General features: G+C 69.7%; 25 protein-coding genes and 3 tRNA genes. 7 read left to right on the forward strand and 21 right to left on the reverse strand.

Features of this window, described 5'->3' with window-relative positions:
* Window positions 1–3 precede the first annotated feature (3 nt).
* From ACGG9C_RS12710 to ACGG9C_RS12730, 5 genes are all read right to left on the reverse strand, one after another.
* Entirely contained in the window at window positions 4–1,140 is a 1,137-nt protein-coding gene (locus tag ACGG9C_RS12710) for a UDP-N-acetylmuramate dehydrogenase (protein ID WP_194384715.1), read from the reverse strand.
* Window positions 1,140–1,550, reverse strand: a complete 411-nt coding sequence (locus ACGG9C_RS12715) for a MaoC/PaaZ C-terminal domain-containing protein (RefSeq protein WP_194384714.1) — start codon at window positions 1,548–1,550, stop codon at window positions 1,140–1,142. Before ACGG9C_RS12715 ends, ACGG9C_RS12710 begins: the two co-directional genes overlap by 1 nt.
* Window positions 1,547–1,996 carry a MaoC family dehydratase N-terminal domain-containing protein gene (locus ACGG9C_RS12720; protein ID WP_194384713.1) on the reverse strand — a complete coding sequence of 150 codons (450 nt, stop codon included), beginning with the start codon at window positions 1,994–1,996 and terminating at the stop codon, window positions 1,547–1,549. Before ACGG9C_RS12720 ends, ACGG9C_RS12715 begins: the two co-directional genes overlap by 4 nt.
* Window positions 1,997–2,066: 70 nt before the next feature.
* On the reverse strand, window positions 2,067–2,861 hold the full coding sequence (locus ACGG9C_RS12725; RefSeq protein WP_194384712.1) for a sulfite exporter TauE/SafE family protein: 795 nt from the start codon (window positions 2,859–2,861) through the stop codon (window positions 2,067–2,069).
* Window positions 2,858–3,706, reverse strand: coding sequence for a DUF2510 domain-containing protein (locus tag ACGG9C_RS12730; protein ID WP_228480945.1), 849 nt, complete (start codon window positions 3,704–3,706; stop codon window positions 2,858–2,860). Before ACGG9C_RS12730 ends, ACGG9C_RS12725 begins: the two co-directional genes overlap by 4 nt.
* Before the next feature lie 269 nt (window positions 3,707–3,975).
* Here ACGG9C_RS12730 and ACGG9C_RS12735 point away from each other — a divergent pair, with 269 nt between their 5' ends.
* The gene (locus ACGG9C_RS12735; protein WP_071043803.1) at window positions 3,976–4,365 is read left to right on the forward strand and encodes an SHOCT domain-containing protein; all 390 of its coding nucleotides are present in this window, start codon (window positions 3,976–3,978) and stop codon (window positions 4,363–4,365) included.
* 49 nt (window positions 4,366–4,414) lie between these two features.
* Here the strand turns inward: ACGG9C_RS12735 and coaBC are convergent, their stop codons facing one another.
* The gene (gene coaBC / locus ACGG9C_RS12740; RefSeq protein WP_194384711.1) at window positions 4,415–5,638 is read right to left on the reverse strand and encodes a bifunctional phosphopantothenoylcysteine decarboxylase/phosphopantothenate--cysteine ligase CoaBC; all 1,224 of its coding nucleotides are present in this window, start codon (window positions 5,636–5,638) and stop codon (window positions 4,415–4,417) included.
* Between the two features lie 47 nt (window positions 5,639–5,685).
* Here coaBC and ACGG9C_RS12745 point away from each other — a divergent pair, with 47 nt between their 5' ends.
* A complete protein-coding gene (locus ACGG9C_RS12745) occupies window positions 5,686–6,399 on the forward strand; it encodes an NRDE family protein (protein WP_194384710.1) in 714 nt (237 codons plus the stop codon).
* Between the two features lie 33 nt (window positions 6,400–6,432).
* On the opposite strand, the gene ACGG9C_RS12750 is transcribed toward ACGG9C_RS12745, so the two are convergent.
* Window positions 6,433–6,786, reverse strand: a complete 354-nt coding sequence (locus tag ACGG9C_RS12750) for a helix-turn-helix transcriptional regulator (protein WP_194384709.1) — start codon at window positions 6,784–6,786, stop codon at window positions 6,433–6,435.
* 86 nt (window positions 6,787–6,872) lie between these two features.
* Here ACGG9C_RS12750 and ACGG9C_RS12755 point away from each other — a divergent pair, with 86 nt between their 5' ends.
* From ACGG9C_RS12755 to ACGG9C_RS12765, 3 genes are read left to right on the forward strand one after another with little or no spacing between them, the layout of a single operon-like run.
* On the forward strand, window positions 6,873–8,192 hold the full coding sequence (locus ACGG9C_RS12755; RefSeq protein ID WP_071044092.1) for an FAD-dependent oxidoreductase: 1,320 nt from the start codon (window positions 6,873–6,875) through the stop codon (window positions 8,190–8,192).
* Window positions 8,192–8,728, forward strand: a complete 537-nt coding sequence (locus ACGG9C_RS12760) for a GNAT family N-acetyltransferase (protein ID WP_194385433.1) — start codon at window positions 8,192–8,194, stop codon at window positions 8,726–8,728. The genes ACGG9C_RS12755 and ACGG9C_RS12760 overlap by 1 nt, the downstream gene beginning before the upstream one ends.
* Window positions 8,729–8,776: 48 nt before the next feature.
* Window positions 8,777–9,151, forward strand: coding sequence for an SIP domain-containing protein (locus tag ACGG9C_RS12765; protein ID WP_071043807.1), 375 nt, complete (start codon window positions 8,777–8,779; stop codon window positions 9,149–9,151).
* Between the two features lie 9 nt (window positions 9,152–9,160).
* On the opposite strand, the gene ACGG9C_RS12770 is transcribed toward ACGG9C_RS12765, so the two are convergent.
* The 7 genes from ACGG9C_RS12770 to ACGG9C_RS12800 all read right to left on the reverse strand — a co-directional run bounded on the left by ACGG9C_RS12770 (window position 9,161) and on the right by ACGG9C_RS12800 (window position 14,959).
* Complete coding sequence (locus ACGG9C_RS12770; protein WP_071043808.1) at window positions 9,161–10,288, reverse strand: YihY/virulence factor BrkB family protein; 1,128 nt, start codon at window positions 10,286–10,288, stop codon at window positions 9,161–9,163.
* Between the two features lie 8 nt (window positions 10,289–10,296).
* On the reverse strand, window positions 10,297–10,710 hold the full coding sequence (locus ACGG9C_RS12775; RefSeq protein WP_071043809.1) for a hypothetical protein: 414 nt from the start codon (window positions 10,708–10,710) through the stop codon (window positions 10,297–10,299).
* 77 nt (window positions 10,711–10,787) lie between these two features.
* On the reverse strand, window positions 10,788–12,308 hold the full coding sequence (locus ACGG9C_RS12780) for a serine/threonine-protein kinase (protein WP_194384708.1): 1,521 nt from the start codon (window positions 12,306–12,308) through the stop codon (window positions 10,788–10,790).
* Window positions 12,309–12,484: 176 nt separating this feature from the next.
* Window positions 12,485–12,558: transfer RNA gene (locus ACGG9C_RS12785), tRNA-Met, on the reverse strand.
* A gap of 32 nt (window positions 12,559–12,590) precedes the next feature.
* Window positions 12,591–12,662, reverse strand: a tRNA-Thr gene (locus ACGG9C_RS12790).
* 63 nt (window positions 12,663–12,725) lie between these two features.
* Window positions 12,726–13,838 carry a M23 family metallopeptidase gene (locus ACGG9C_RS12795; protein ID WP_194384707.1) on the reverse strand — a complete coding sequence of 371 codons (1,113 nt, stop codon included), beginning with the start codon at window positions 13,836–13,838 and terminating at the stop codon, window positions 12,726–12,728.
* A 326-nt stretch (window positions 13,839–14,164) separates the two neighbouring features.
* Complete coding sequence (locus tag ACGG9C_RS12800; protein ID WP_194384706.1) at window positions 14,165–14,959, reverse strand: inositol monophosphatase family protein; 795 nt, start codon at window positions 14,957–14,959, stop codon at window positions 14,165–14,167.
* 37 nt (window positions 14,960–14,996) lie between these two features.
* Here ACGG9C_RS12800 and ACGG9C_RS12805 point away from each other — a divergent pair, with 37 nt between their 5' ends.
* Window positions 14,997–16,589 carry an NAD(P)/FAD-dependent oxidoreductase gene (locus tag ACGG9C_RS12805; RefSeq protein ID WP_228480944.1) on the forward strand — a complete coding sequence of 531 codons (1,593 nt, stop codon included), beginning with the start codon at window positions 14,997–14,999 and terminating at the stop codon, window positions 16,587–16,589.
* A gap of 52 nt (window positions 16,590–16,641) precedes the next feature.
* Here ACGG9C_RS12805 and ACGG9C_RS12810 read toward each other — a convergent pair whose 3' ends face one another.
* From ACGG9C_RS12810 to ACGG9C_RS12830, 5 genes are all read right to left on the reverse strand, one after another.
* Complete coding sequence (locus ACGG9C_RS12810) at window positions 16,642–17,841, reverse strand: hypothetical protein (RefSeq protein WP_194384704.1); 1,200 nt, start codon at window positions 17,839–17,841, stop codon at window positions 16,642–16,644.
* A 139-nt stretch (window positions 17,842–17,980) separates the two neighbouring features.
* Window positions 17,981–18,062: transfer RNA gene (locus tag ACGG9C_RS12815), tRNA-Tyr, on the reverse strand.
* Window positions 18,063–18,173: 111 nt separating this feature from the next.
* The gene (locus tag ACGG9C_RS12820; protein WP_194384703.1) at window positions 18,174–19,085 is read right to left on the reverse strand and encodes a carbohydrate kinase family protein; all 912 of its coding nucleotides are present in this window, start codon (window positions 19,083–19,085) and stop codon (window positions 18,174–18,176) included.
* Window positions 19,082–19,570 (reverse strand): FBP domain-containing protein, encoded by a 489-nt coding sequence (locus ACGG9C_RS12825; RefSeq protein ID WP_194384702.1) that lies wholly within the window; start codon window positions 19,568–19,570, stop codon window positions 19,082–19,084. The genes ACGG9C_RS12820 and ACGG9C_RS12825 overlap by 4 nt, the downstream gene beginning before the upstream one ends.
* 68 nt (window positions 19,571–19,638) lie before the next feature.
* Window positions 19,639–20,538 carry a bile acid:sodium symporter family protein gene (locus ACGG9C_RS12830; RefSeq protein ID WP_228480943.1) on the reverse strand — a complete coding sequence of 300 codons (900 nt, stop codon included), beginning with the start codon at window positions 20,536–20,538 and terminating at the stop codon, window positions 19,639–19,641.
* A 125-nt stretch (window positions 20,539–20,663) separates the two neighbouring features.
* Between ACGG9C_RS12830 and ACGG9C_RS12835 the strand changes: the two genes are divergently transcribed.
* Window positions 20,664–21,152, forward strand: coding sequence for a YajQ family cyclic di-GMP-binding protein (locus tag ACGG9C_RS12835; protein ID WP_194384700.1), 489 nt, complete (start codon window positions 20,664–20,666; stop codon window positions 21,150–21,152).
* 158 nt (window positions 21,153–21,310) lie between these two features.
* Here the strand turns inward: ACGG9C_RS12835 and ACGG9C_RS12840 are convergent, their stop codons facing one another.
* Together ACGG9C_RS12840 and ACGG9C_RS12845 are read right to left on the reverse strand one after the other, a co-directional pair.
* Window positions 21,311–22,699 carry a type II toxin-antitoxin system HipA family toxin gene (locus ACGG9C_RS12840; protein WP_194384699.1) on the reverse strand — a complete coding sequence of 463 codons (1,389 nt, stop codon included), beginning with the start codon at window positions 22,697–22,699 and terminating at the stop codon, window positions 21,311–21,313.
* Window positions 22,696–22,908 (reverse strand): helix-turn-helix transcriptional regulator, encoded by a 213-nt coding sequence (locus ACGG9C_RS12845; RefSeq protein WP_194384698.1) that lies wholly within the window; start codon window positions 22,906–22,908, stop codon window positions 22,696–22,698. Before ACGG9C_RS12845 ends, ACGG9C_RS12840 begins: the two co-directional genes overlap by 4 nt.
* Between the last annotated feature and the right edge of the window lie 290 nt (window positions 22,909–23,198).

Consider the following 23,198-nt stretch of genomic DNA (forward strand, 5'->3'; position numbering starts at 1 on the left):
GCGTCAGAGCTCGATGTTCACGAGCACGGGTTCCGGCTGCAGGAGCAGGCCGAACTCGGCATGCACGCGAGCGCGGATGAATCGCGCCAGCTGCGCGATCTCGGCGGCCGTCGCGCCGCCGCGGTTGGTCAGCGCGAGCGCGTGCTTCGTCGACAGGCCCGCGCGCGACGGCGTCAGGCGGAAGCCCTTGCGAAGACCCGCCTGCTCGATGAGCCACGCAGCGCTCACCTTCACGTCGGGTTCCCGCGTCTCCGGGGTGGGCACGTGACCGTCGAAGACGGCGAGCGGGATCACGAGAACGGGGTCGAGGTCCGGCTCGACCGGCCAGCGCGGACACTCCGGCGGCAGCGAGCGGGCGATCGCGGCGGGCACGACGGCGTTCTGGAAGAACGAGCCCGCACTCCACGTGTCGGGATCGTCCGCGTCGAGCACCATCCCCTTGCTCGCGCGGATCTCGAGGATGCGCTCCCGGATCTCGGCGAGGGTCGCGGTGCCATCGTCGGCCAGTCCGAGCGCGGTGCGCAGCTGCACCCCCGCCACCGGTCGAGCTTCGGTCCCCACCTCGGCCAGGTCGAAGGTCGCCGACAGGATCACCGCTGAGCGACCCGGAACCGACCCGTAGTGGGCCTTCAGCACGGAGGTGCGGAACCCCAGCCCGAGGTCCGCGGCAGGAACGGTGGACACCTCGCCGGTGGACTCGTCGATCAGGTCCACCTCGACGAGCGTTCGCACGATCTCCTGGCCGTACGCGCCGATGTTCTGCACCGGAGCGGCACCGACGGTGCCGGGGATGCCCGACATCGCCTCCAGGCCCGCGAGCCCCTCCGAGACCGCGTGCGCCACGAGGTCGTCCCAGCCGTGACCGGCCTGCACGCGCAGCCGGGCGCGTCCCTCGTGGGGCGACGGCAGGCGCTCGATGCCGCGGGTGAGCACGCGGATGACGGTGCCCTCGAGCGGGTCGTCGCCGACGAAGAGGTTGGAGCCTCCGCCGAGGACGAGCCACTCGTCACCGGTCGCCCAGACGAAACGGAGCGCCTCTACGAGCTCGTCGCGGGTGTGCGCCTCGATCATGCGCTCGGGCGCCCCGCCGGTGCGGAGCGTGGTGAGCTCGGCGAGGCGTATCGGCGTGATCTCGGCCATCAGGCGTGTCGCACCCGCACCTGCGCCTTGCCGAGCACCGTCGTGTCGGCGTGCCGCACGGTGAGGTCGATGCGGGCCGTGTCCTCGTCGACGGCGCCGACGACGGCATCCACCGACACCTCGGCGCCCGACACGGCGTCGACCACGACGGGCCTCGTGAAGCGCACCCCGTACTCGACGATGCGGCCGGCATCGCCCAGCCACGGCACGATGGTCTCCACCGCGAGCCCCATCGTGAGCATGCCGTGGGCGAGCACGCCGGGCAGACCGACCCGCTCGGCGACATCGTCACGGTAGTGGATGGGGTTGAAGTCTCCCGAGGCCCCCGCGTAGCGCACGAGGGATTCGCGGGTCAGATGCACGGTGCGCTCGGCGACGTGGTCGCCCACGCTCAGTCCGGTCGAGGTCATGAGTCCTCGCCTCCCACCAGCAGCACCGAGACGGCGGTGACGACGTGCGCGCCCTGCGCGTCGACGATCTCCGCCTCGCTGGTGACCATGGCGCCCTTTCCGACGGCGCGCACGCCGGAGATCGACAGCTGAGCGGTCAGCTCGTCGCCGGCCACGATCGGGCGCGTGTAGCGGAAACGCTGCTCCGCGTGGATGAGACGCTCGAGCGCGATGCCGCTGTCGTCGAGGGCCAGCAGCTGCTGCAGCGTGAGGTCCTGGACGACCATGGCGAAGGTCGGCGGCGCCACGACGTCGTCGTAGCCGAGGGCTCGCGCCGCGTCGGGGTCGGTGTGCTGGGGGTCGTCGGCGAAGACCGCGCGCGCGAACTCGCGCACCTTCTCGCGACCCACGAGGTACGGGGCCGTCGGCGGAAAGGTCCGACCGACCAGCTCGGGGTTCACTGCCACGGTTCCATCCTACCGAGGGCCGCTGAGACGGCTGCGGCACGATGCATCCCGCGATGGATCCCAGGATGGATCAGCGCCGGCGGCCCTTGATCGCCCGCAGGGCCATCTGCACGGCGATGACGACGAGGAACGCGGCGAAGAGCATGTTGCCCACGAACGGGTCGACCAGTGTCGCGATCAGCGCGCCGAGGGCCGTGGTCGCGCAGGCGGCCCCTCCGACGAGCGCGGCCGCGACGAGGTCCACGTTCCTGCGGCGCACGTTCCCGATCGTCCCCGACACAGCCGTGGGGATCATCATCAGCAGCGAGGTGCCCTTGGCGAGCAGGTCGCTGGTGCCGAACAGGAGCACGAGAGCCGGCACGACGATCACGCCCCCGCCGACGCCGAGGAGCCCGGCGAGGATCCCGGTGATCACCCCGAGCGCCACGAGGGCGGCACCGCTCAGCCACGTCAGCGGCAGCCCCGCCTCGCGCGACGGGATGACGAAGAACAGGCTCACGATCACCACCGCGAGGAAGGCGACGAAGCCCCACCGCAGCACCGTGACCGGCAGACGTGCGAGCAGCCACGTGCCGATCTGCGCTCCGATCACCGCGCCGCCGGCGAGGATGAGGGCGGGGATCCATGCGACCGAGCCGTGCACCGCGTAGGAGATCACCCCCACCGTCGCGGTCGGAACGATCGCGGCGAGCGACGTGCCCGCGGCGAGGCGCTGGTCGAAGCCGAGGATGAGCATGAGCAGCGGCACGATGACGGTGCCGCCCCCGACGCCGAAGAGTCCGGAGAGGAGGCCGGCGAGGGCGCCGACGAGAAGGCACGTGATGATGAAGCGCGGCGTGCGCGCGCGGACAGCGGCTTCGCTCATTCGACCGATGCGTCGTCGATGAGCCAGGCGCCGTCCTCCGACACCAGGACATACGTGTAGTCGTCCTGAGCCGGCTGCGGCTCGGGCAGCGGCGAACCGTATTCGTCGACACTAGACATGTACGTCTCGCGGGTCTGCAGCACGATCTCGCCGTCGCCGGTCTCGATGTCGGTCACCGTCAGTTCGTAGCCCGACGTGGTCGCGGCGAACTCGGCGGCGCTCACCTGGAAGGTCTCGCAGTCCGCGATGCCGAGGTAGTCGCGGAAGTACTCCGTGGTCGAGGCGACGTAGGCGTCGCAGTCCCCCTCGCGCCAGGCGCTGTCGTAGGTCTGCACGGTCTCGATCGCCGCGCGCTCATCGGCCGTCTCGCCGGAGGCGGCGCCGCCGCCTTGCAGCATGCCCAGCGCGAGCGGAATGAAGACCGCCGCGAGCGCCACGATGCCCAGGAGCACGACACCCACGACCACCCACACGATCCAGAGCTTGGAGGACTTCGGCTCGGTGGCGGAGATGAACGCGCCTCCGACCCCTGCACCGGGGTAGCCCGCGGGCGGTAGACCCGAGACCTGCGGGTCACCCGTCTGCTGAAAGGCGGGCTGACCGGGCGGCGTGACGTCGGAGGCGCTTCCCGGGGCCGCGAACAGCTGCGAAGCGGGGTCCGCGTCGGCGGGTGTCGCGGAGGCGTCCGTGGACATCGTGGAGGCCTCAGCGGGGGCGTCGTGGTCCGGTTCCGCTGCAGCTTCCGGCTGCTCGGGCACGTGGACGTGCTCGGTCCACTGGGCACCGTCCCACCAGCGCAGCGCGCCGTGTCCGTCGTCGTACCATCCGGGCGGGGTCGTGCTCATCGCGCCTATCCGTTCACGGGCGCGCGGGTGGCGCCGCACGCCCACCTTACCGGCGCGCATCCGGTGGGGCCGCCGCGTCCGCACCTGCACGAGGCGGACCGGATGCGGTGTCAGCGCGACCGGAGGCAGCATCCGCAGAATTCGTTCCCAACGTTTTCCCAGGGAGCGGTATCATTCCGCGGTGGGGGACGCGTTCCTCCTTGCGCGCTTCGCTCTGCACGACCTGCGCAACACCTCGCATCCATGCAGAACGCCGAAAGGACGAGAATATGGGCTTCTGGGAGAACTTTTTCGACGTGATCTGGTGGTTCTTGTTCGCATTCGCGTTCATCGCCTACCTCTTCGCGCTGTTCGCCATCATCGGCGACCTCTTCCGCGACCACAAGCTGAACGGCTGGTGGAAGGCGCTGTGGATCATCTTCCTGATCTTCGTGCCCTTCCTGACCGCGCTGGTCTACCTCATCGCGCGCGGCAAGGGCATGGCCGAGCGCAGCGCCTCCGAGGCGCAGCAGGCGAAGGCGGCGACCGACGCGTACATCCAGCAGGTCTCGGGCGGCAAGAGCCCGGCCGAGGAGATCGCCCACGCCGCCGAGCTGCTGAAGGCCGGCACCATCACCACCGAGGAGTACGAGAAGCTCAAGGCGAAGGCACTGTCCTGATCCGCTGATCGACTTCGCGAAGGCCGTCACCCGCCGGTGGCGGCCTTCGTCATTCCCGGGCGTTCCGGGATCGCCGCGCCGTCACGACGACGTCCCAGAGGGCGTCGGCGATCTCGCGCTTGCTGCCGCGCCGCTCGGCGACCACGTGCCCGCCGTGGCCGATGATCGCCACCGCGTTGTCCGGCTGCTCGAACCCGCGCGACCACCCCACCTCGTTGACGACGAGCAGGTCCGCGCCCTTACGCTCGCGCTTGCGCCGACCCCGCTCGAGCAGGCGCTCTCGGTCCGGCTCGGTCTCGGCCGCGAATCCCACGATCGTCTGCCCGTCGGGCCGGGCGGCGGCGAGACCCGCGAGGATGTCGGGGTTCTGCACGAGCTCGAGGGTGAGACCGTCATCCGTCTCCTTGGCGAGCTTGGTGTCGGAGACGGCCGCGACCCGGTAGTCCGAGACGGCCGCGGCCATCACGACGACATCGGCCCCGACCGCGGCCGCCCCGACGACCGACTGCAGATCGGCCGCGGTGCCGACCTCCACGGTCTGTATGCGCGGATGCCGGCGCGCGGATGCGGCCGCCTCCGTCTCGACGTGCGCGACCACCAGGGTGACGTCCGCGCCGCGATCGGCCGCTGCGAGGGCGACGGCGACGCCCTGTCGGCCGCTCGAACGATTGCCGATGTAGCGCACCGGGTCGAGCGGTTCGCGGGTGCCACCGGCGCTGACCACCACGCGAACACCGGCGAGGTCTTTCGGCGCGAGCACGGTCAGGGCGATGTCGGCGATCTCATCCGGCTCGGTCATGCGCCCCGGCCCGGAATCACCGCCGGTGAGCTCTCCGTCGGCAGGGCCCACGATGTGCACGCCGCGGTCGCGCAGCGTCGCGATGTTGGCGCGGGTCGCGGGGTGCTGCCACATCTCGGTGTGCATGGCCGGAGCCACGACGACCGGGGCGGTGGTCGCGAGTAGGGTGGTGCCCAAGAGGTCGTCGGCGAGTCCGGCGGCCGTTTTCGCGAGGAAGTTCGCCGTCGCCGGTGCGACGACCACGAGGTCGGCGGACTGGCCGAGGGAGACATGCCGAACGCGGGCGACGTCATCGTGCACCGATGTCGTCACCGGGTTGCGGCTGATCGCCTCCCACGTGGTCAGTCCGACGAACCGCAGGGCGTCGTCGGTGGGGATCACGTGCACGTCGTGCCCCGCCTTCACGAAGCGGCGCACGAGGTGGACGGACTTGTAGGCGGCGATGCCACCGGTGACGCCGACGACGATGAACACGCTTCGATCTTGCCACCGCCTCACCCGAGCCGACCGAGGAGACCCGCATGTGCACGGTGATCGTGAGCGTCCCGAGCGCGCCCGGCGCCCCCACGCGGTTGCTGGCCGTGCGCGACGAGGATCCCGCCCGGCCCTGGAATCCGCTCGGGGCGTGGTGGCCCGAGCGCGACGACCGCATCGTGGGCGTGCGTGACGTGCGCGCCGGCGGTGCCTGGCTGGCGGCGCTGCCGGATGCGGGCCGGCTGGCGGTGCTGCTCAACCGTGCCGATGTCTCGGACCGACCCGAGGCCGATTTGGTCTCGCGCGGGGTTCTCCCCCTGGATGCGGTGCAGGGCTCGGTTCCCTCGGGCGACCCGCGCACGCACGGCTTCAATCTGGTCGACGTCGACGGCTCAGCGGTGCGCGTGGTGTCGTGGGATGGGCGCGACCTCCGTTCGCGGAGCCTCGAGCCGGGTGTCCACATGCTCGCCCACGACGATGTCGACGACGCCTCCACCGCACGCATCGCCGCGTGGCTCGACGCGTTCCGCGCGGCGTCCGGCCGACCCGACGCCTGGATCGAAGCATGGCTGGGCGTGCTGGACCGCTCCGCGGAGCTCTCCCCCGATGACGATCGCGCGATCATCCGCGACAATCGCCCACACGGGTACCCGACGCAGTCGCTGCTGCTGTGCGCGGCGGAGATCACGTCTTCCGGGGTGGATATGCGCTACGGCGAGCTGGACCGCCCTGCCCGGTGGACGCATCCGTCGTGGGTCTGACCACCGACCGGACTCGGGCCGACGGCGGGAGCGTCAGGCGCCGATGAGCACCGCGGACACCTGCTCGAGAGCGTCGGGCACCAGCCGGTAGTACGCCCAGGTGCCCCGCTTCGACCGGTGGAGGAATCCGGCCTCCGTGAGCACCTTCAGGTGGTGCGAGACCGTCGGCTGGGACAGCCCGATCGGATCGATGAGATCGCACACGCACGCTTCCTGATCCGCATGGGAGGCCACGAGCGACAGCAGTCGCAGCCGTGCCGGATCCGCGAGCGCCTTCAGCGTGGCGGCCATCCGCTCCGCCTCGTCGGGGCCGATCGGCGCCCTCTTCAGGGGCGCGCAGCATGCCGCGCCCTGCGTGACATCGGTGACCTCGAGCATCGCGACCATATATCGATAGTAGTAAATATTGACAGGTTTCGATACCCGACGTCATACTGTGCATCGATACTCATCGATATCCCGTGGAGGCCACCATGACGTTGCTCGAACTGACGCCGAGAGTCGAGGCGGACGATCCGCGGACGGCGTTGCCGGTGGTCATCATCGGGGCCGGCCCGGTCGGGCTCGCCGCAGCAGCGAATCTCGCCGAGCGGGGCAGGGACTTCGTCGTCATCGAGGCCGGCGATCGCGTCGCCGCATCCATTCGACTCTGGGGCCACACGCGACTGTTCTCGCCGTGGCGGCACGTCATCGATCCGGCTTCCCGACGTCTGCTCGAAGCGTCCGGCTGGACGATGCCGGCCGATGAGAGCCGATCGCCCACCGGCCACGAACTCGTCGACGCATTCCTGGAGCCCCTCGCCGCACTGCCGCAGATCGGGCCGCGCATACGGTTCGGCACGCGCGCGATCGCCGTGACGCGGAAGGGGATGGACCGCACCCGCACCGCCGGCCGCGCTCGAGCGCCGTTCCTGCTCCGCGTGCGGACCGCCGAGGGGATCGTCGAGGAACTGACGGGCCGCGCGGTGATCGATGCGTCCGGCACCTACGCGACGCCGAACCCGCTCGCTTCGTCCGGGCTGGATCCGCTCGGCCTCGCCGATGTCCCCGATCTCGTGCACCATGCGCTTCCCGACGTGCTCGGCACCGAGCGGGCGTCGTTCGCGGGAAAGCACACCGTCGTCGTCGGCGCCGGCCACTCGGCGTCGAACACCCTGATCGCCCTTGCCGAGGTGGCGAGAACCGAGCCGGCGACACGGGCGACGTGGCTCATCCGCAACGCCTCCGCGATCCGTGTCTCCTCGTCGCCGGACGACGAGCTCACCGATCGCGCCGCCCTCGGCTCTCGCGTGGAGCAGTTGGTCCACGCCGGACGCATCGCGGTGATCGACTCGTTCGAGATCTCACACCTGGAGTCGACCGACGTCGGCGGGGTGACCGTGGTCGGCACCCGCCACGACGAGCCGGCCCACATGGACGCCGACGTCGTGGTGAACGCGACCGGCTTCCGTCCCGACCTCAGCATGCTGCGCGAGATCCGACTCGAGCTCGATGACGTCATCGAGGCGCCGCGCCGGCTGGCGCCCCTCATCGACCCGAATGTGCACTCGTGCGGCACGGTCGCGCCGCACGGGTTCGCCGAACTTCGGCACGCGGAGCCGGGGTTCTTCCTGGCGGGCATGAAGTCCTACGGCCGGGCACCGACGTTCCTTCTCGCGACCGGGTATGAGCAGGTCCGCTCCATCACGGCATGGCTCGATGGCGATGCACCCGCCGCAGCAGAGGTTCGGCTCACCCTGCCCGCGACCGGCGTCTGCTCCACCGGCCTCGCCGAGGGCGGTTCGTGCTGCTGATGATCCGCATCCAGGTGATGACCGCCGCCGACTGGACCGATGTCGAGCAGATCTACGCCGCCGGAATCGCTTCGGGCGAGGCCACGTTCGAAACCGACACGCCCACGTGGGAGCAGTTCGACGCCGGCAGGATCCGACCGGCAAGACTCGTCGCCGTCGATGAGCGCGGGGCGGTTCTCGGATGGGCCGCCGCCTCACCGGTATCGGTACGGGCGGCATATCGAGGCGTGATCGAGCACTCCGTGTACGTCGACCCGGTCAAGCGCGGCGCCGGGATCGGTCGACGACTGCTTCAGGCCCTGGTAGCCGAGGCCGAGGAGGCCGGTTACTGGACGATCCAATCGAGCATCTTTCCCGAGAACACCGCGAGTCTGCGATTGCACGAGCAGACTCGCTTTCGCGTCGTGGGCAGGCGGGAGCGGATCGCACTCTCGCTTCTGGGTCCGCACGCCGGCACGTGGCGCGACACGATCCTCGTGGAGCGGCGCTCCGTCCGGCTCGGCCCGGATCCGTCCGCATCGTCAGGCGGGGCCTGATCCGTCCCATCCGTTGCGCTCGAAGTTAGGGCACCCTAACCTGAAGGGGTGACCGTCTCCACCGACTCTCCGCTCTTCCTGTTCGCCGGCGACAGCTCCGACGTGCCGTACGTGCAGGCGACGCTCGAACGCCTTCCGGTGGACGCCTTCGGCCACGTGTTCCTCGAGGTCGCGACCTCCGTCCAGATCCAGTCGCTGCGGCGGCCGGAGGGGATGTCGGTGCACTGGCTGTGCCGGACCGATGTCGGGGTCGACGCCACGATGAGCCCTCGCGGGGCACGCCTCGAGGCCGCGACGCGCGCGTGGCTGTCGGAGTGGATGTGCGGATCCGACTCCGGTCCGCGCATCATCTGGATCGGCGCGACGACGATTCCGGCGATGTCCCGCCTGCACGACGAGATCCATCACCATCACGCCGGCTGAGCGCGCACCTCAATCGCCTCGGGAGCGCCACGAGCGCACGATCTCCTTGATGCGGTCGAGCGCTGAGACCGGGTGACTCGGAAGCGGCTCGCCCTGGCGAAGCAGCGCGCCGCGCTCCTCGTCTGCACGCTGGGTCGCGTGCATGCGGTCGAGAGCTCGTTCATCACGCGGCGGAAGCTGCAGACTCTCCTCGGCGACCACACCCGCCTGCAGCTGGCGACCGCGCTCGAGTTCGGAATTGAATTCCGCACCCAGCAGCAGCGCGAGGTTGAGGATGAAAACCCAGATCAGGAACACCGCGATTCCCGCCAGGGAGCCGAACGTGCGCTCGTACTGGGAGAAGTTCGCGACGTAGGTGCGGAAGCCGAACGAACTCGCCGCGAGGAGCGCGACCGCCACGATCGCGCCGAGCGTGAGCCAGCGCACCTTGGGCTGGCGGATGTTCGGCGTGGCGTAATACAGCAGCGCGATGATGACGACCACGCACGCGGCCAGAAGCGGCCACCGGGCGATCTGCCACACGATCACCGCACCCTCGCGCCAGGCCAGTGCGGAGCCGAGGGCCTCCACCACCGGCCGGGAGAGGAAAGCGAGGGCCGCGACGAGGACGACGAAGACCACGATCACGATCGTGACCAGCACATCCAGCGGCTTGCGCATCCAGAACGGACGCCCCTCGTCGATCTCGTAGATGCGGTTCATCGCGCGCCCGAAGGCTCCGACGTAGAGCGACGCCGACCAGATGGCCGCCGCGACGCCGATGACCAGGCTCAGCGATGCGGAGGATCCTGCGGCCATGCTCGACAGCGGCTCGCGCACGATGTCGAGGACCGCGGCGGGCACGGCTCCTTCGATCATTTCCAGGCCGCGCTCGATCACCTCGGGACCGTCGGCGATGAGCCCGATGATCGAGACGAACGCGAGCAACCCGGGAAACACCGACAGCACCGCGAAGAAGGTCAGTCCCGCGGCGGCGTCGACGCATCCGTCCTGCCCGAACTCGTGCACGGCGCGGCGCAGGGAGTATCGCCAGGTGTCTCGCCGGATCCGCGTGGGCCACCGCACCTTGACCGGGTCGTCGGCTTCCGGACGACCACTCGACGCGGACGCGGACGCGGCCCCTTCCGTCTTGCTCACCGAGCGCGTCAGGGGACGGAGTTGATCTGCTCGAAGCTCGCCGCCTCGATGCCGTAGAAGACGAGCCCGAGCACGAGCATGGACAGCGCGAGAGCGCCCATGATGATGGCCAACGCCCGAAGCCGCTTGCGCCCGTGAGGAATCGTCAGGGCCGCGACGACCAGACCGATGTAGAGCCCGATGGTGACGATCAGGCCGATGATCGGAACGACGATCTGCAGCGTGAATCCGTAGATGAAGAACGCGAGCATGAGCACGGCGAGAGCGCCCCCCGCAACCAGCCATACCGCGGTGTTCGCGCGAGCCCTCCCCTTCGGTTCCGGATCGTCGCTCGAGCGTGCGCTCGACAACGAGTCGTCGAGGGCAGCCTTCCGCGCCCGCTTCGACGCCTCGAAATCTGCGGTCTCCTCGGATCCGTTCATAGGATCACCTCCAGCCCGCGACGTTAGGCGATCGGGACGGTCTGCGGCACGGCCTTGACACACGATGGAACGACGCGTCAGTCACGTCCCCTGCCGTTGCCGCCGGCGTTGCCGTTCCCTCCAGCATTGCTGTTTGCCGCAGCGTTGTCGTTGCCGTTCCCGCCGGCGTTGCTGTTGGCTCCCGCATTCGCGGCGCCCCCGTCGAGTTCGCCGTCGACGTTCTCCTCGGCATTCCCGTCATCGACGTTGGCCGTCGCCCCCTGTGAGGGAGGCTGTGAAGCGTCGTCTTCGGTCGTCTCGTCGCCTGATGAGCCGCTCGGCGCATCCGACACGGTCTCGTTCACAGCTCCGTAATCCCCGGTCTCCGTCTCGCTCGGCTCGACCGGAGTGGGAAGCACCGTCTGCTCTGTGAGAACCTCTTCACCGACCGAGTCCGCGGACACCGCCCATGACGCCAACCACACGGAACAGCCGAGCGTCAGCGCCATTGTCGCCGATGCCGCCAGGGCCCATCCACGTGATCCGGGGCGATGGCGGGTGGTCCGGCGTCGAGCACCGGCGACGTGGGCGCCGGCACTGCCGTGAGGGACCGCAGACGCGGCCACGGCTTCGTCCACGAGCGTGCGCGTCGCCGGTGCCGGTGCCGGTGCCGGTGCCGGTGCCGGTGCCGGTGCCGGTGCCGGTGTTGCGACGGTGTCGATGTCCCCCACCGTCGGCGTGTCCCATGCGGCAGCGGCACGCTGGGGCGACGGCGCGAGGTCGCCGTGCGGGTGCGCGAAATCGCGCACGTGAGCCGCCACCTCGACCGCGGTCGGACGCGCGGCCGGATCGATCGCCGTCATGCGAGCAAGAAGTGGCGCCCATTCCGGCCCCACGGACGGCGGGATGAGCGGTGGGTTCGTGAGGCGGACGACGACGGATTCCACGCCCGTGGCCTGAGGGAACGCGCGCTGCCCGGTGAGTGCCTGCAGGAGCACCAGTCCCAGCGCGTACACGTCAGCCGGAGGAGCCGGGCTCTCCCCGCGCACCTGCTCGGGTGCAAGGAAGGCCGCTGTGCCGACGACGAGGCCGGGTTCGGTGAATCGCTCGGTCCCGGCCAGGTGGGCGATCCCGAAGTCGGCGAGTCGTGCCCGGTGGCGTTCCGCCGCACGACGCTCGGCCGCCAGCAGGATGTTCGCCGGCTTCACATCGCGATGAACGATGCCGGCAGCGTGCACCGCGGCGAGAGCTTCCGTCAGGTCGAGGGCGATTGCGCCCACTTCATCGCTGGGCAGCGGGCCGCCATCGAGTCTTTCGGCGAGCGTCACGCCGTCGACGAATTCCATCACGAGATAGGTCTGGCCGTCCTCCGCGATGCGCGCGTCGAACAACGTCACGAGCCCGGGATGATTCAACGATGCCAGCAGTGCCATCTCGCTCCGGGCACGATCCGCCGCTGCGGCATCCTGATCGCGCAAGCGTTTGATCGCCACCGTCCGGCCGAGTTGCGTGTCTTCGGCGCGAATGACGTCCGCCATGCCGCCGCTTCCGAGCACCCCCATCGCCCGGTAGCGACCACCGATGAGCTCACCGGTGGTGAAGGGAAGTGAAGGGGGCATGCAGGTTCCATCCGCGTCGGGTGCGATATCGCGAAGCTACCGAGAACGCCGACGCGATCAGGGGCCCTTGACTCTTGCGCGGAATGCTGATTGCCAGACCCACCCCGCGATTTCGCGAAGGGCCGGGGCTCATGCCCACACGACAAAACCCCCGGAATTCCGGGGGTTTGAATCGGTAGCAGGAGCGGGGCTTGAACCCGCGACCTCACGATTATGAGTCGTGCGCTCTCACCAACTGAGCTACCCTGCCGCGACGCATCCGCGGTCTGTGTGGATGCTGCGAGCCCCGAGTCAGGATTGAACTGACGACCCCTTCCTTACCATGGAAGTGCTCTGCCACTGAGCTATCGGGGCATGCCACCCGCAAGCGGGCAACTCAAAGAGGATATCAGGTCGCTGCATCCCCTTGAAATCGGATCAGCCCCCGGCGTGCTCGCGGAGCCACGGCAGCGGATCGATGGCCGTCTCGCCTCCCATGAGCACCTCGAAGTGAAGGTGCGGCCCCGTGGAGCGGCCGGTGTTGCCGACCAGACCGATGGTCGTGCCGACCTCGACCTCCTGACCGACCTCGACCTGGAGCGACCCGTACTGCATGTGCGCGTAATGGGTCGAGACGAGTTCGCCGTCGATGACGTGATCGATGATGACGTGCACCCCGTACGCACCGCCCGACTCGGTCGCCACCCGCACGACGCCGTCAGCGACAGCCTGGATGGGCGACCCCAAACCGGGAACGAAGTCGATTCCCTCGTGAAGGGCACCCCAGCGCATGCCGAATCCGGAGCTCATCGGGACTCCGACGGCGAACGGCCACTGAATCTCGGCGTTCGGGTCGTTGTAGAACAGGTCGGAGGTCTGGGTGATGCCCGATTCGGCGGCGAGCTCGGCATAGGTCTCGGTGCCGTAGCTCTCGCTGCGCTGAATCTGGAGGTTCTGCACACCTTCCGGCGCGACGTACGCCTGGATCTCGTCGGCCTCCTCGGCCGTCAGGTCGGTCGCTCCGGGAGCGATGACCGTGCCCGCGACGCTCTCCCCCGTGGCGGCGGCGAGCGCTTCGGCCGGCGTGGTGGTACCGACGGCCAGAAGCGTCACGACACTCATGACGCCGATCGAGAACGACGCGGTCGCCAGGCGCTTGAAGGAGGCACCCGACACCCGGCGGGACACCCGGGGAGCGGCCGCGGATGCGCCGAGATCCGCTGCAGGCGCCTCACCGTCGGCTGGGTCCTCGGCCGCGACCGTTCGCTGCACGGGCGTCTCGCCGGTGAAGTTGAGCCGCCGCGCGGCGGTGTCGAAGTCGTCGATGACCGGAGCGCCGCTGTCCCTCTCGTCCGTCGGGACGTCGGACGCCGACCGGTCCACACCGGTCACCTCGGTGACGACGACCGAGGGCTCGGGCGCCTTGGCGGCATCCATCGTCGCCGTCTCGGGGGCGGACTCATCGACCGGGATCACACCGGTGACGGCGCGGGCCGCTCGCGCAGCGCGGCGCGATGTCGGCGCCGCGGGCTGGGGAGATGCGGGAATCATCGGGATGTCGGCCGAGGAAGCTGAGCCGTGACGTGGGACCGCGTGCTCGACGGCCGGAAACTCCGCCGACGACGCCGGGGCAGGCGCGCGGTGAGCACGGCTGGAGCGCCGGGTGGGCGCGGGCTCAGCCAGGGGGGAATCGGGAAGCAAGCGGGTGGGGCTCTCGGGTCGAGTCGCGGGGGAAGCGACGGTCTTTCGGGGGAATAGACCCTTCTCACCGACCGAACGGTGAAAAGTAACGATCGGGTAAACACCCTACCCGCGCGACCCTGAGAACTCCATCCGTGGACATGCGGTTCGGCGAATCCATATGTGACGTTTGTGTTTCAGGCCGGGCGCGACGCGACGGCGACCAGCTGCTCGATCAGCGCAGGACCGGCGGCCACCGTCAGCGGGCGCTCCTGATCGTCGATCCACGCGATCTCACCGCCCGACTCGGTGACGAGCAGATCGGCGGCGGCGTGGTCCCAGGGCTTGAGTCCGCGTTCGAAGAAACCGTCGACCCGGCCGGCGGCGACGTACGCGATGTCGAGCGCGGCGGCGCCGATGCGGCGGATGTCGCGGGCGAGGGGCATCACGCGGCCGACGAGCGCGAGGTCGGCCGCGTGAGTGGCGGCGTCGTAGCCGAAACCCGTGGCCAGCAGCGCTCCGGCGGGGCCGGGTGCGGCGTTGACGCTCAGCTGACGTCCGTCGAGCCACGCTCCGTGACCGGCGGCGGCGTGGAACAGCTCTCCCTGGGCGGGGCTGTAGACGACACCGGCGAGCACCTCCCACGCCCCCGGCGTCGGCGTTCCGGTCACAGCCGCGACGCTGGTCGCGTATGCCGGGATGCCGAACGCGTAGTTGACCGTGCCGTCGATCGGGTCGACGACCCACGTGATGCCCGACGTGCCGGCGTGCGTGCCGCCCTCCTCGCCGAGAAAGCCGTCATCGGGGCGTGCGACGGCGATCCGGTCACGGATGAGCGTCTCGACCTCGCGGTCGGCCTCGGTGACGATGTCGGCCAGGGCCGACTTCGTCGCGGCGATCGCCACCCCCTCGCTGCGACGACGACGGGCGAGGTCGCCGCCCTCTCGAGCGACGGCGATCGCGATGGCCTCGAGTTCGGCGGCAAGCGTCATGCTTCCACGCTATACGCCGGGTGGTTACGGTGAAGGCATGGTCGCCGTTGCCGCGCACACCCATGACGTCGTCATCGTGGGCGGGGGCCACAACGCCCTCGTCGCCGCCGCCTACCTCGCCCGCGACGGTCGCTCGGTCGCGGTCCTCGAACGCCTCGGCCACGTCGGCGGCGCCGCGGTGTCGGAACGGCCGTGGGCCGGAGTCGACGCACGCCTGTCGCGGTACTCCTACCTGGTGAGCCTCCTGCCCCGCCACGTGATCGACGATCTCGGACTGCGGGTGCGGTTGACGCGCCGGCGATACTCCTCGTATACGCCCGATCCGCTCCATCCCGATCGCGGTGTCCTGATCGACACGGCGGATGCGCAGGCCACGGCGGACTCCTTCGCGCGCGTCACCGGGGACCCGCACGAAGCGCGACGCTTCGCCGACCTGTCCGACCGCCTCGGCGCCGTCGCCGCGGCGACCTTCCCGTCGATGACCTCTCCCCTCCCGTCCGCAGCGGAGATGAGGGCTCGATGGGGCGACGACGGCCTGTGGGAGGCGCTGGTGGAGCAGCCGCTCGGCGGCCTCGTACGCGCATCCGTCACGTCGGACATCGCTCGAGGCATGGTGCTCACCGACGGCCTGATCGGCACGTTCGCCGCCGCCGATGACCCATCTCTCCGGCAGAACCGGTGCTTCCTCTACCACGTCATCGGCGGCGGAACCGGCGACTGGGATGTGCCGGTCGGCGGGATGGGACGGGTGACGAGCGAACTCGAACGGGCGGCTCGCGCCGCGGGCGCGCAGATTCTCACGGCGGCGCCCGTGACGGCGATATCGCCCGACGGCGAAGTGCACGTGGGCGGCGACGAACCTCGCGTGCTGAACGGTCGGATCGTGCTCAGCGGAGTCGGGCCTGCCGTGCTCACCGACCTGCTGCGCGCGGGCGGGGCGGATGCGGCCGATTCAAGCGCACCCGTCGAGGGCGCGCAGCTGAAGGTGAACATGCTGCTGCGACGACTGCCGCGGCTACGCGATGCGCACGTCGCGCCGGAGGCGGCGTTCTCGGGCACGTTCCACGTGAACGAGACACTCTCGCAGCTGGACTCGGCGGCAGCCGCCGCGCAGGCCGGTCGCGTGCCGGATCCGCTTCCGGCCGAGATCTACTGCCACTCGCTGTCCGACCCGTCGATCCTCGGTGACCCGTTGCGGGCGACGGGCGCGCAGACGCTCACCCTCTTCGGGCTGCACGTGCCGCACCGGCTGGCGGCGGGCCGCGACCCGGACGCGTATCGGAGCGAACTGCTCTCCGCGGCCGAACGGTCCCTCGACGCGGTACTGGGCGAGCCGCTGGCCGGCTGCCTCTACGAGGATGCGGACGGAGACCCCTGCATCGAAGCGCGCACGACAGCCGACCTCGAAGCGTCCCTCGGCATGGTCGCCGGGGACATCTTCCACGGCCCGCTGTCATGGCCGTGGGCGGAACCCGGCGAGACGCTCGACACTTCCGCACGACGGTGGGGTGTCGCCACCGCGCACGACCGGATCCTGCTCTGCGGCTCCGGCGCGCGACGAGGCGGCGCGGTCAGCGGTCTCGGCGGCCACAACGCGGCGATGGCGGTCCGGGAGATCCTCGGAGCGTGACGCTCGCGGATCCCGACGGGCGTCACGCGTCGAGGTCGCGTGAGTCGAACGGTCAGGTGCGCGGCGGCAGCGGCGGGGGCGGCGGGTAGCCCTCGTAGCCGGGCGCGGCCGGCGGGGTGTCTGCGTCGCCGGCATCCTCCTGGGCACCGGAGCGCTGGGGACCGGCGGGGAACGACTCCGTGGCCGGAGCGGGCCCCCAGGGCATGGGCGAGGGCGGCTGCTGGCGCGCGGCGTGACCGGCGGCCGATGTCGGCTGCGGTTCGCCTCCGCCGGGCTCCCCCGCCGGCTGAGCCGGCGCGGGGTCATCGGCGGGCGCCGGCGGCACCGGCGGAGCGGTCTCCGGCGGCCGCTGCGCGGAAGGCTCGGGTGCGGCGGTCTGCGGGGCGTACGCCGGTGGCTCGGCGACGCCTGGTGTCGGAGCGGCGGCCGCCGGGGGCGGGTACGTCGGCTCGGGCTGATACGCGGGCGTCGGCTGCTGTGCGGCGCCGGGCTGCGCGTAGGGCTGAGTGGGGTAGCCGGTGTAGTAGGCGTTCCAGTCGGGGCTTCCGTCGACGAGAACCGGCAGCGGAGTGCGACCGTCGACGTAGGTCGGCCAGGCCACCGGCGCCGGCCGGGCACGCGGCGGGCGGGGTGCGAACAGGGCGTTCACGAGCGGCAGCAGCGCGGTGCCGACGGCGGCGAGGATCGTGATGGCGACGACGAAGCGCCAGTAGAGCGAGGCGAATCGGATGTACTCGTGGAAGGCGAGCGGCAGCACGAGCATGACGGCGAGGATGGCCACGAGGCTCACCGTCACGGCGTAGACCACGAGAGTGAAGGTCGTGCGGTTGCGCTGCAGCGCCTTGGTGAACAGGCGCACGTGCAGCAGCACGAGCTGCAGCACCAGCACGATGAGCAGGAACTGCACGAAACGGCCGAAGCCGCTGTAGAAGGAGCGCTCCGGCATCCAGATCATGGTCGCCCCGAGCAGCAGGATGACGATCCAGACGCCCATGCTCGCCAGCGCGAACCATGCCGGTCGTCGTGGCGCGAGATGCGCATCCAGCAGGGCGGCACCGGCGAAGCCCGCCAACAGCAGGATCGTGAGGAAGGCCCGACCGATGATGCCGTTGTCGGAGCCGACGAACACCCACACCACGCACACGAACGCGGCCGCGATGAGCGCGCCGATCGCGACCCAGATCGCGGCACGGATCAGCTTCGAGCTCGAGGTCTCGTCGGCCGGGGCTTCGGGTGGATAGGGCGCAGTCATGGTCGAACCTTTCTCCGCGGGTGCTCCGCATCGACCATCCTCGCACGGGGTCATCGACCCGGGCGAGGGTCAGGCGGCGGGCTGTGGATGAACCGGGAACGACGAAAGGCCCCGCGCATCGCGGGGCCTTTCACATGAGTGGCGAGTGAGGGATTCGAACCCCCGAAGTCGAAGACGGCTGATTTACAGTCAGATCCCTTTGGCCGCTTGGGTAACTCGCCAAGTGCGCACCTGTCCGGCTTTTCCAGTCGACCAGAGGCGCGATCAACAATCTTACCCCCGGATACGCGCCCGCAGAAATCGACGCAGGCGGTCCCCGATGCCCCGCGGCATCACGTGCCGATGCGGTCGATATCGGTGTCATCGAACACCGACGGCAGGCGCAGTAGCGCCCCCTCGAAGCGGCACGTGGCAGCCGCCGCATCCATCGCGTCGACGAGGATCTCCCGCCAATCGGGCACGACCGCGCCCTCGGCGTCGGCGAGGGCGGCGATCGTCACCGCAAATGACGCGTCGCCCGCCCCCATCGTGTCGACGATCGGCCCGGGCATGGTGGAGATCGGCTGTGTGATGGACTCCGTGCCGGCGACGATCGTCGCGCCGTCGCGCCCTCGCGTGGCGAGCACCGCGGTGGCTCCGGCCGCGCGCAGTCGCTCCACGACGGTGTCGAGCCCCTGCCGGTACAGCAGCGTCGCGTCGTCGTCGCCCACCTTCACGAGGTCGGCCGACGCGGCGAGCGCCTCGAACCCGCGCACGAATTCGGCGCGGTCGTGCATCATCCCCTCGCGCGGATTCGGATCGAGGGCGACGACGGATGTCTCGAGAGCGTCGGCGAGCGCCTCGGCCTCGGCGGGGACATCGAACGGGAAGCAGCTGACGGCCACGACCGCGGCCGTCGAGATCGCAGCGCGTTCGGCCTCGCCGAACCGGATGCTGCGGTTCTGCGCCGCCTCGTTGAACTCGTACACCGGCTCGCCACCGGGACCCCGTGTGCTGACGGCGCGCGACGAACCGCGCGGCGCAGGAGAGGCGAGGAGCTCGACGTCGTAGTCGTGGAGGTAGGAGCGGATGTGATCGCCGGACTCGTCGTCGCCGACCATCGCGATGAGCGTCGTGGGAACGCCCAGCCGAGTGAGCCCGACCGCCACGTTCAGCGCCGCTCCCCCGACGAACTCCCGCACTCCGCGCTCGTCGCGGATCTCGTCGATGAGCGCGTCGCCGATGACGACCACCGAGCCGGTCATGCGGCCTCCGCCACGCGGTTCACGAGCGCCTCGGCGCGCTGACGGGTGCCGTCGATGCGGCGGTCGACACTCGCCCGCATCTCGTTCGGAGCCAGAGGCGCGGCAAGCCGAACGTTCTCATGACACGACAGGTCGGCGCAGATGTACGTGCCGATGCTGTCGCCGTTGTCGCCGGCATCCCCCGCTTTGCGCGCCGTGAACAGGGCGACCTGGTCGCCGGGCTGCATCGTGTGACACAGGTTGCACATCGCCGGGCGGGCGTGGGACGAGCCCGAGCTCGCCCGCAGCACCACACCGGTCGGTTCCCCGCCGACCTCGGCGATCATGTAGCCCCTGCCGCGGGTCTGCGGATCCCGCCATGCGAAGAAGTCGGTGTGGTCCCACTCCGTCAGCACGAAGTCGGCGGGCAGCTTCACCCGCGTGATCTCCTCGGGTGCGGCGTTCACGAACGACTCGCGGACGTCGTTCTCGGTCAACGGGCGCATGCAGCCTCCTCGTCCGGTGTGCGGCCAGTCTAAGGACTCCGCCGACGGCTCCGGGAGGCATCCGCCCGTCATGCCCGCTCCCCGCTTGTGGAGGCCGCGGCCGCTTCTGTCCCGTCGGTGTCGGGCGCATCCTGCCTTCCCCGGATGAGGAATCCGAAGCCGAACGCGATGAAGAACATCAGCACGCCGTAGACAGCGGCGGGAAGGCTCAGCTCGACCGACCCCAGCACCGTCTGGGCGATGACGATCGCGAGGGTGGCGTTGTGGATGCCGATCTCGAACGACGACGCGATCGCCTGCCGGCGCCCGACTCGCACCAGTCGCGGCACGAGGTATCCGACCGACAGACTGAGCGCACAGAACACGATGGTGATGAGCGCGAGGCGCCCGGCGTTCTCGACCAGCAGCGCCCAGTTCGCCGCGACGGCCCCGGCGATCACGATGACCAGGACGATCACCGAGGTCACCCGCACGGGCCGGTCCATCCCGTGGGCGAACCGCGGCCAGAGTCGGCGCACGATCATGCCGCCGATGACGGGAAGCAGCACGATCGCGAACACCTCGAGGGTCTTGGCCCACTGCAGGCCGAGCTGATCGTCGAATGGATCGAAGTACCAGATCGCGAAGTTCGTGATCAGCGGGAGGGTCACGACGGCGATGACCGAGTTCAGGGCGGTGAGCGAGATGTTCAGGGCGATGTCGCCGCGGAACAAGTGTGAGTAGAGGTTCGCGGTCGTGCCACCCGGCGAGGCGGCGAGCATCATCATCCCGACCGCGAGGATCGGGGGGAGCTGAAAGAGAATCACCAGGCCGAAACACAAGACCGGGAGGAGCAGCAGCTGACACCCGAGGGCGACGAGCACGGCCTTGGGCTGCGTCGCGACACGGGCGAAGTCGCGCGGCGTGAGGCTCAGCCCGAGGCCGAACATGATGATCCCGAGCGCGACGGGAAGTCCTATGGTGGTCAACGCTGATCCCATCCGTTCAGTGTGTCGGATGCCGCCCTCCCCCACCAGAGCCGCCCCGCACTCGGTCGGCGTCGGGTCCGCAGACCGGTGGGGACTGCGAGTGCTTGCGAGAGTAGATTTGGGGGATGGCAGACTCCAGTTTTGACATCGTCTCCAAGATCGATCGCCAGGAAGCCGACAACGCGCTCAATCAGGCCCGCAAGGAGCTCGAGCAGCGCTACGACTTCAAAGGCACCGGCGTCTCGATCGAATGGAGCGGCGAGGCCGTGCTGATCAAGGCCAACAGCGAGGAGCGTGCGACGGCGGCCCTCGACGTCTTCCAGACCAAGCTCATCAAGCGCGGCATCTCCCTGAAGACCCTCGACAGCGGCGAGCCGCAGGCCAGCGGCAAGGAGTTCCGCATCGTCTCCACGCTCAAGGAAGGCATCTCGCAGGAGAACGCGAAGAAGATCGGCAAGATCATCCGCGACGAGGGGCCGAAGTCGGTCAAGTCGCAGATCCAGGGCGACGAGCTGCGCGTGCAGTCGAAGAGCCGCGACGACCTGCAGGAGGTGCAGCGCCTGCTCAAGGCCGCCGACCTCGACGTCGATCTGCAGTTCGTCAACTACCGGTAGCACAGGCATCTGATCAGGGATTTTCTGCTTTCGGTCCGCAGGGAGTCCGCAGAAGTCCGCAGATCGGGTTCGCGGATGCCCCTTTCTGCCGCGTAAATTCGCGGTTTTCGGGGTCTGAGGTTCTGCGGATTCGCTGCGGGCTGGGTCAGCCCAACGGCTCACTTTGCTGCAGAGGGGGATGCGAACGATCCGGGGTTGCCGGGCCCTCCGATGTCGCGATTGCGGGGCTGCGCGGCGTCTCCGTTAGGGCGTTGCGTCGCGGCGATCCGAAGCGGACGGTCGAGCTCGCGCGTCAGCTGCTCGGCGCGCTCGCGCACGCGGCCGGTGATCCTCGCGGCGAACGCGACGTCGGCCTCCGCGAGCGGCGCCGCGCTCGCAGCGTCCGCATACGCGTCGGCGACTCCGCCCACGATGCGCTTCGCGGTCGCGATCGCCCAGTCTGCGTCGAGGCCAGCGTCGATCGCCTCCTGGGCGATGTGCCGGGGTTCGATCTCGGCGACCCGGTAGTGGCGCCCGAACGACATCGAAAGTCGCGCGCGACGCGTGTTCAGGTCGTCGTAGGGCAGCGCGGTGGCGACGTCGTAAAGCGGGGCAAGGCCAGGGCCTCGGCGGCCGTCATGGAGGATCGAGTAGTTCTTGGCGTGCGCGTCGGTGCCGAGGATCGCCCAGTTGAAGATCGTCGCCTCGAGGAATGTGCGCACGCTGTCGTCGACGTCCCGGCCCCGCGTCTCGCGGATGACGTCGACGATGTCGCGGATGCCGGGGCCACCCTCGTTCTGGTACTTGCTGGCGGGGTGAGTCGCCGTCGCCTGGGCGAGATCCTCCTGGTGCAGACGCTCGACGTCCACACCGTGGAGCAGCCGGTCGTAGCGTTCAACGACGATCGCGGTTTCGTCCTCGAAGCGCTCGATCCGGCTGGCCGCAGCACGCAACCCCAGCAGTGACGCGGCCGCGAGGGAGAGGTGTTCGTTGAGGTCGCTGTGCTGGAGTCCTCGGATGCCGGGCTTGAGGATGTGCGTGGAGGCGGCGCGGCCGGTGGGCACCGCCCATCCGGCATCTCTCGCAGCGAGGGCGAACTTGGACTGCGCGCCGGCGAGCGAGAAGTAGCCGCCGACATGGCCGGGAAGGAACCACGCTTCGGGGTCGCTGCGCAGTTCGCGGAGGTGGGCGGCGATCTCGGCGACCTCGATCGGCTCGAGGGCTTCAGGGCCCTCGAGGATAGGCGCATCGGATTCAGCTAGCTGGACGGCACCGGCGGTGTCGAGTCCGACATGGGCGAGGAGCGCCATCGGATTGCGCGGGCTGACCGAGAACCGCGCGCCCCACCGCTCGAGAACCGTGGCGTTGTCGGGGAGCAGGTTCCAGAGGAAGGTGATGGGCGCGTCGCCCCCGTGGGTGCGGCGCGACTTCGGCAGGGAGAGTGACAGCTCCATGCGGCGAGCCCCCTGGCGCCACTCATCGTCGAATTCGAACTGGACCGCTCCCCCGACGCCGGTGAACCAGCCGACGCGATCTCCGCGCAGGTAGGCGGTGAGGCGGTCACTCATGGCGCGGCGACTTCCACGTCGAGGTCGAGCGCCTCGGCGAGCCGGAGGAGGTGATCGACCGTGGCGGTCGCAGCGTTGCCGTTCTCGAAGCGCACGACCCACTGTCGACTCATGCCCACGGCCTCGGCCAGGGCACCCTGGGACATGCCCCGATCGCGCCGACGGTCGCGGACGATGTTGCCGAGGTCGGCAGGCGTCACTACGAGCATCGAGTCACCTCTGTCCGTCAGGTCTGACAACCGAGCGAATGTCCGTGAAGTCTGACACTTCACGCGATGTCCGTCAAGTCTGACATCGCTCCCCCGATCTGCGCCATCAACCCCGGCGTCGCCGGCGCAGCCAGGGGAAGACCTGTTCGGACACACCCCTCGAACATCTCGGACGGCGAGAAGTTCGTGAACTGGCTCCCTCGCAGGTCCCGTTACACCGCGCGGCGTGTCGCACCCATCAGTGCCGATCGAAAATGCGCGGAATTCCGCGGCTCTCACCTTTCCTCAAC

This window comes from Microbacterium sp. MTN4-26, from assembly GCF_042846595.1.
In the GTDB taxonomy this organism is placed as follows: Bacteria; Actinomycetota; Actinomycetes; order Actinomycetales; family Microbacteriaceae; genus Microbacterium; species Microbacterium luteum.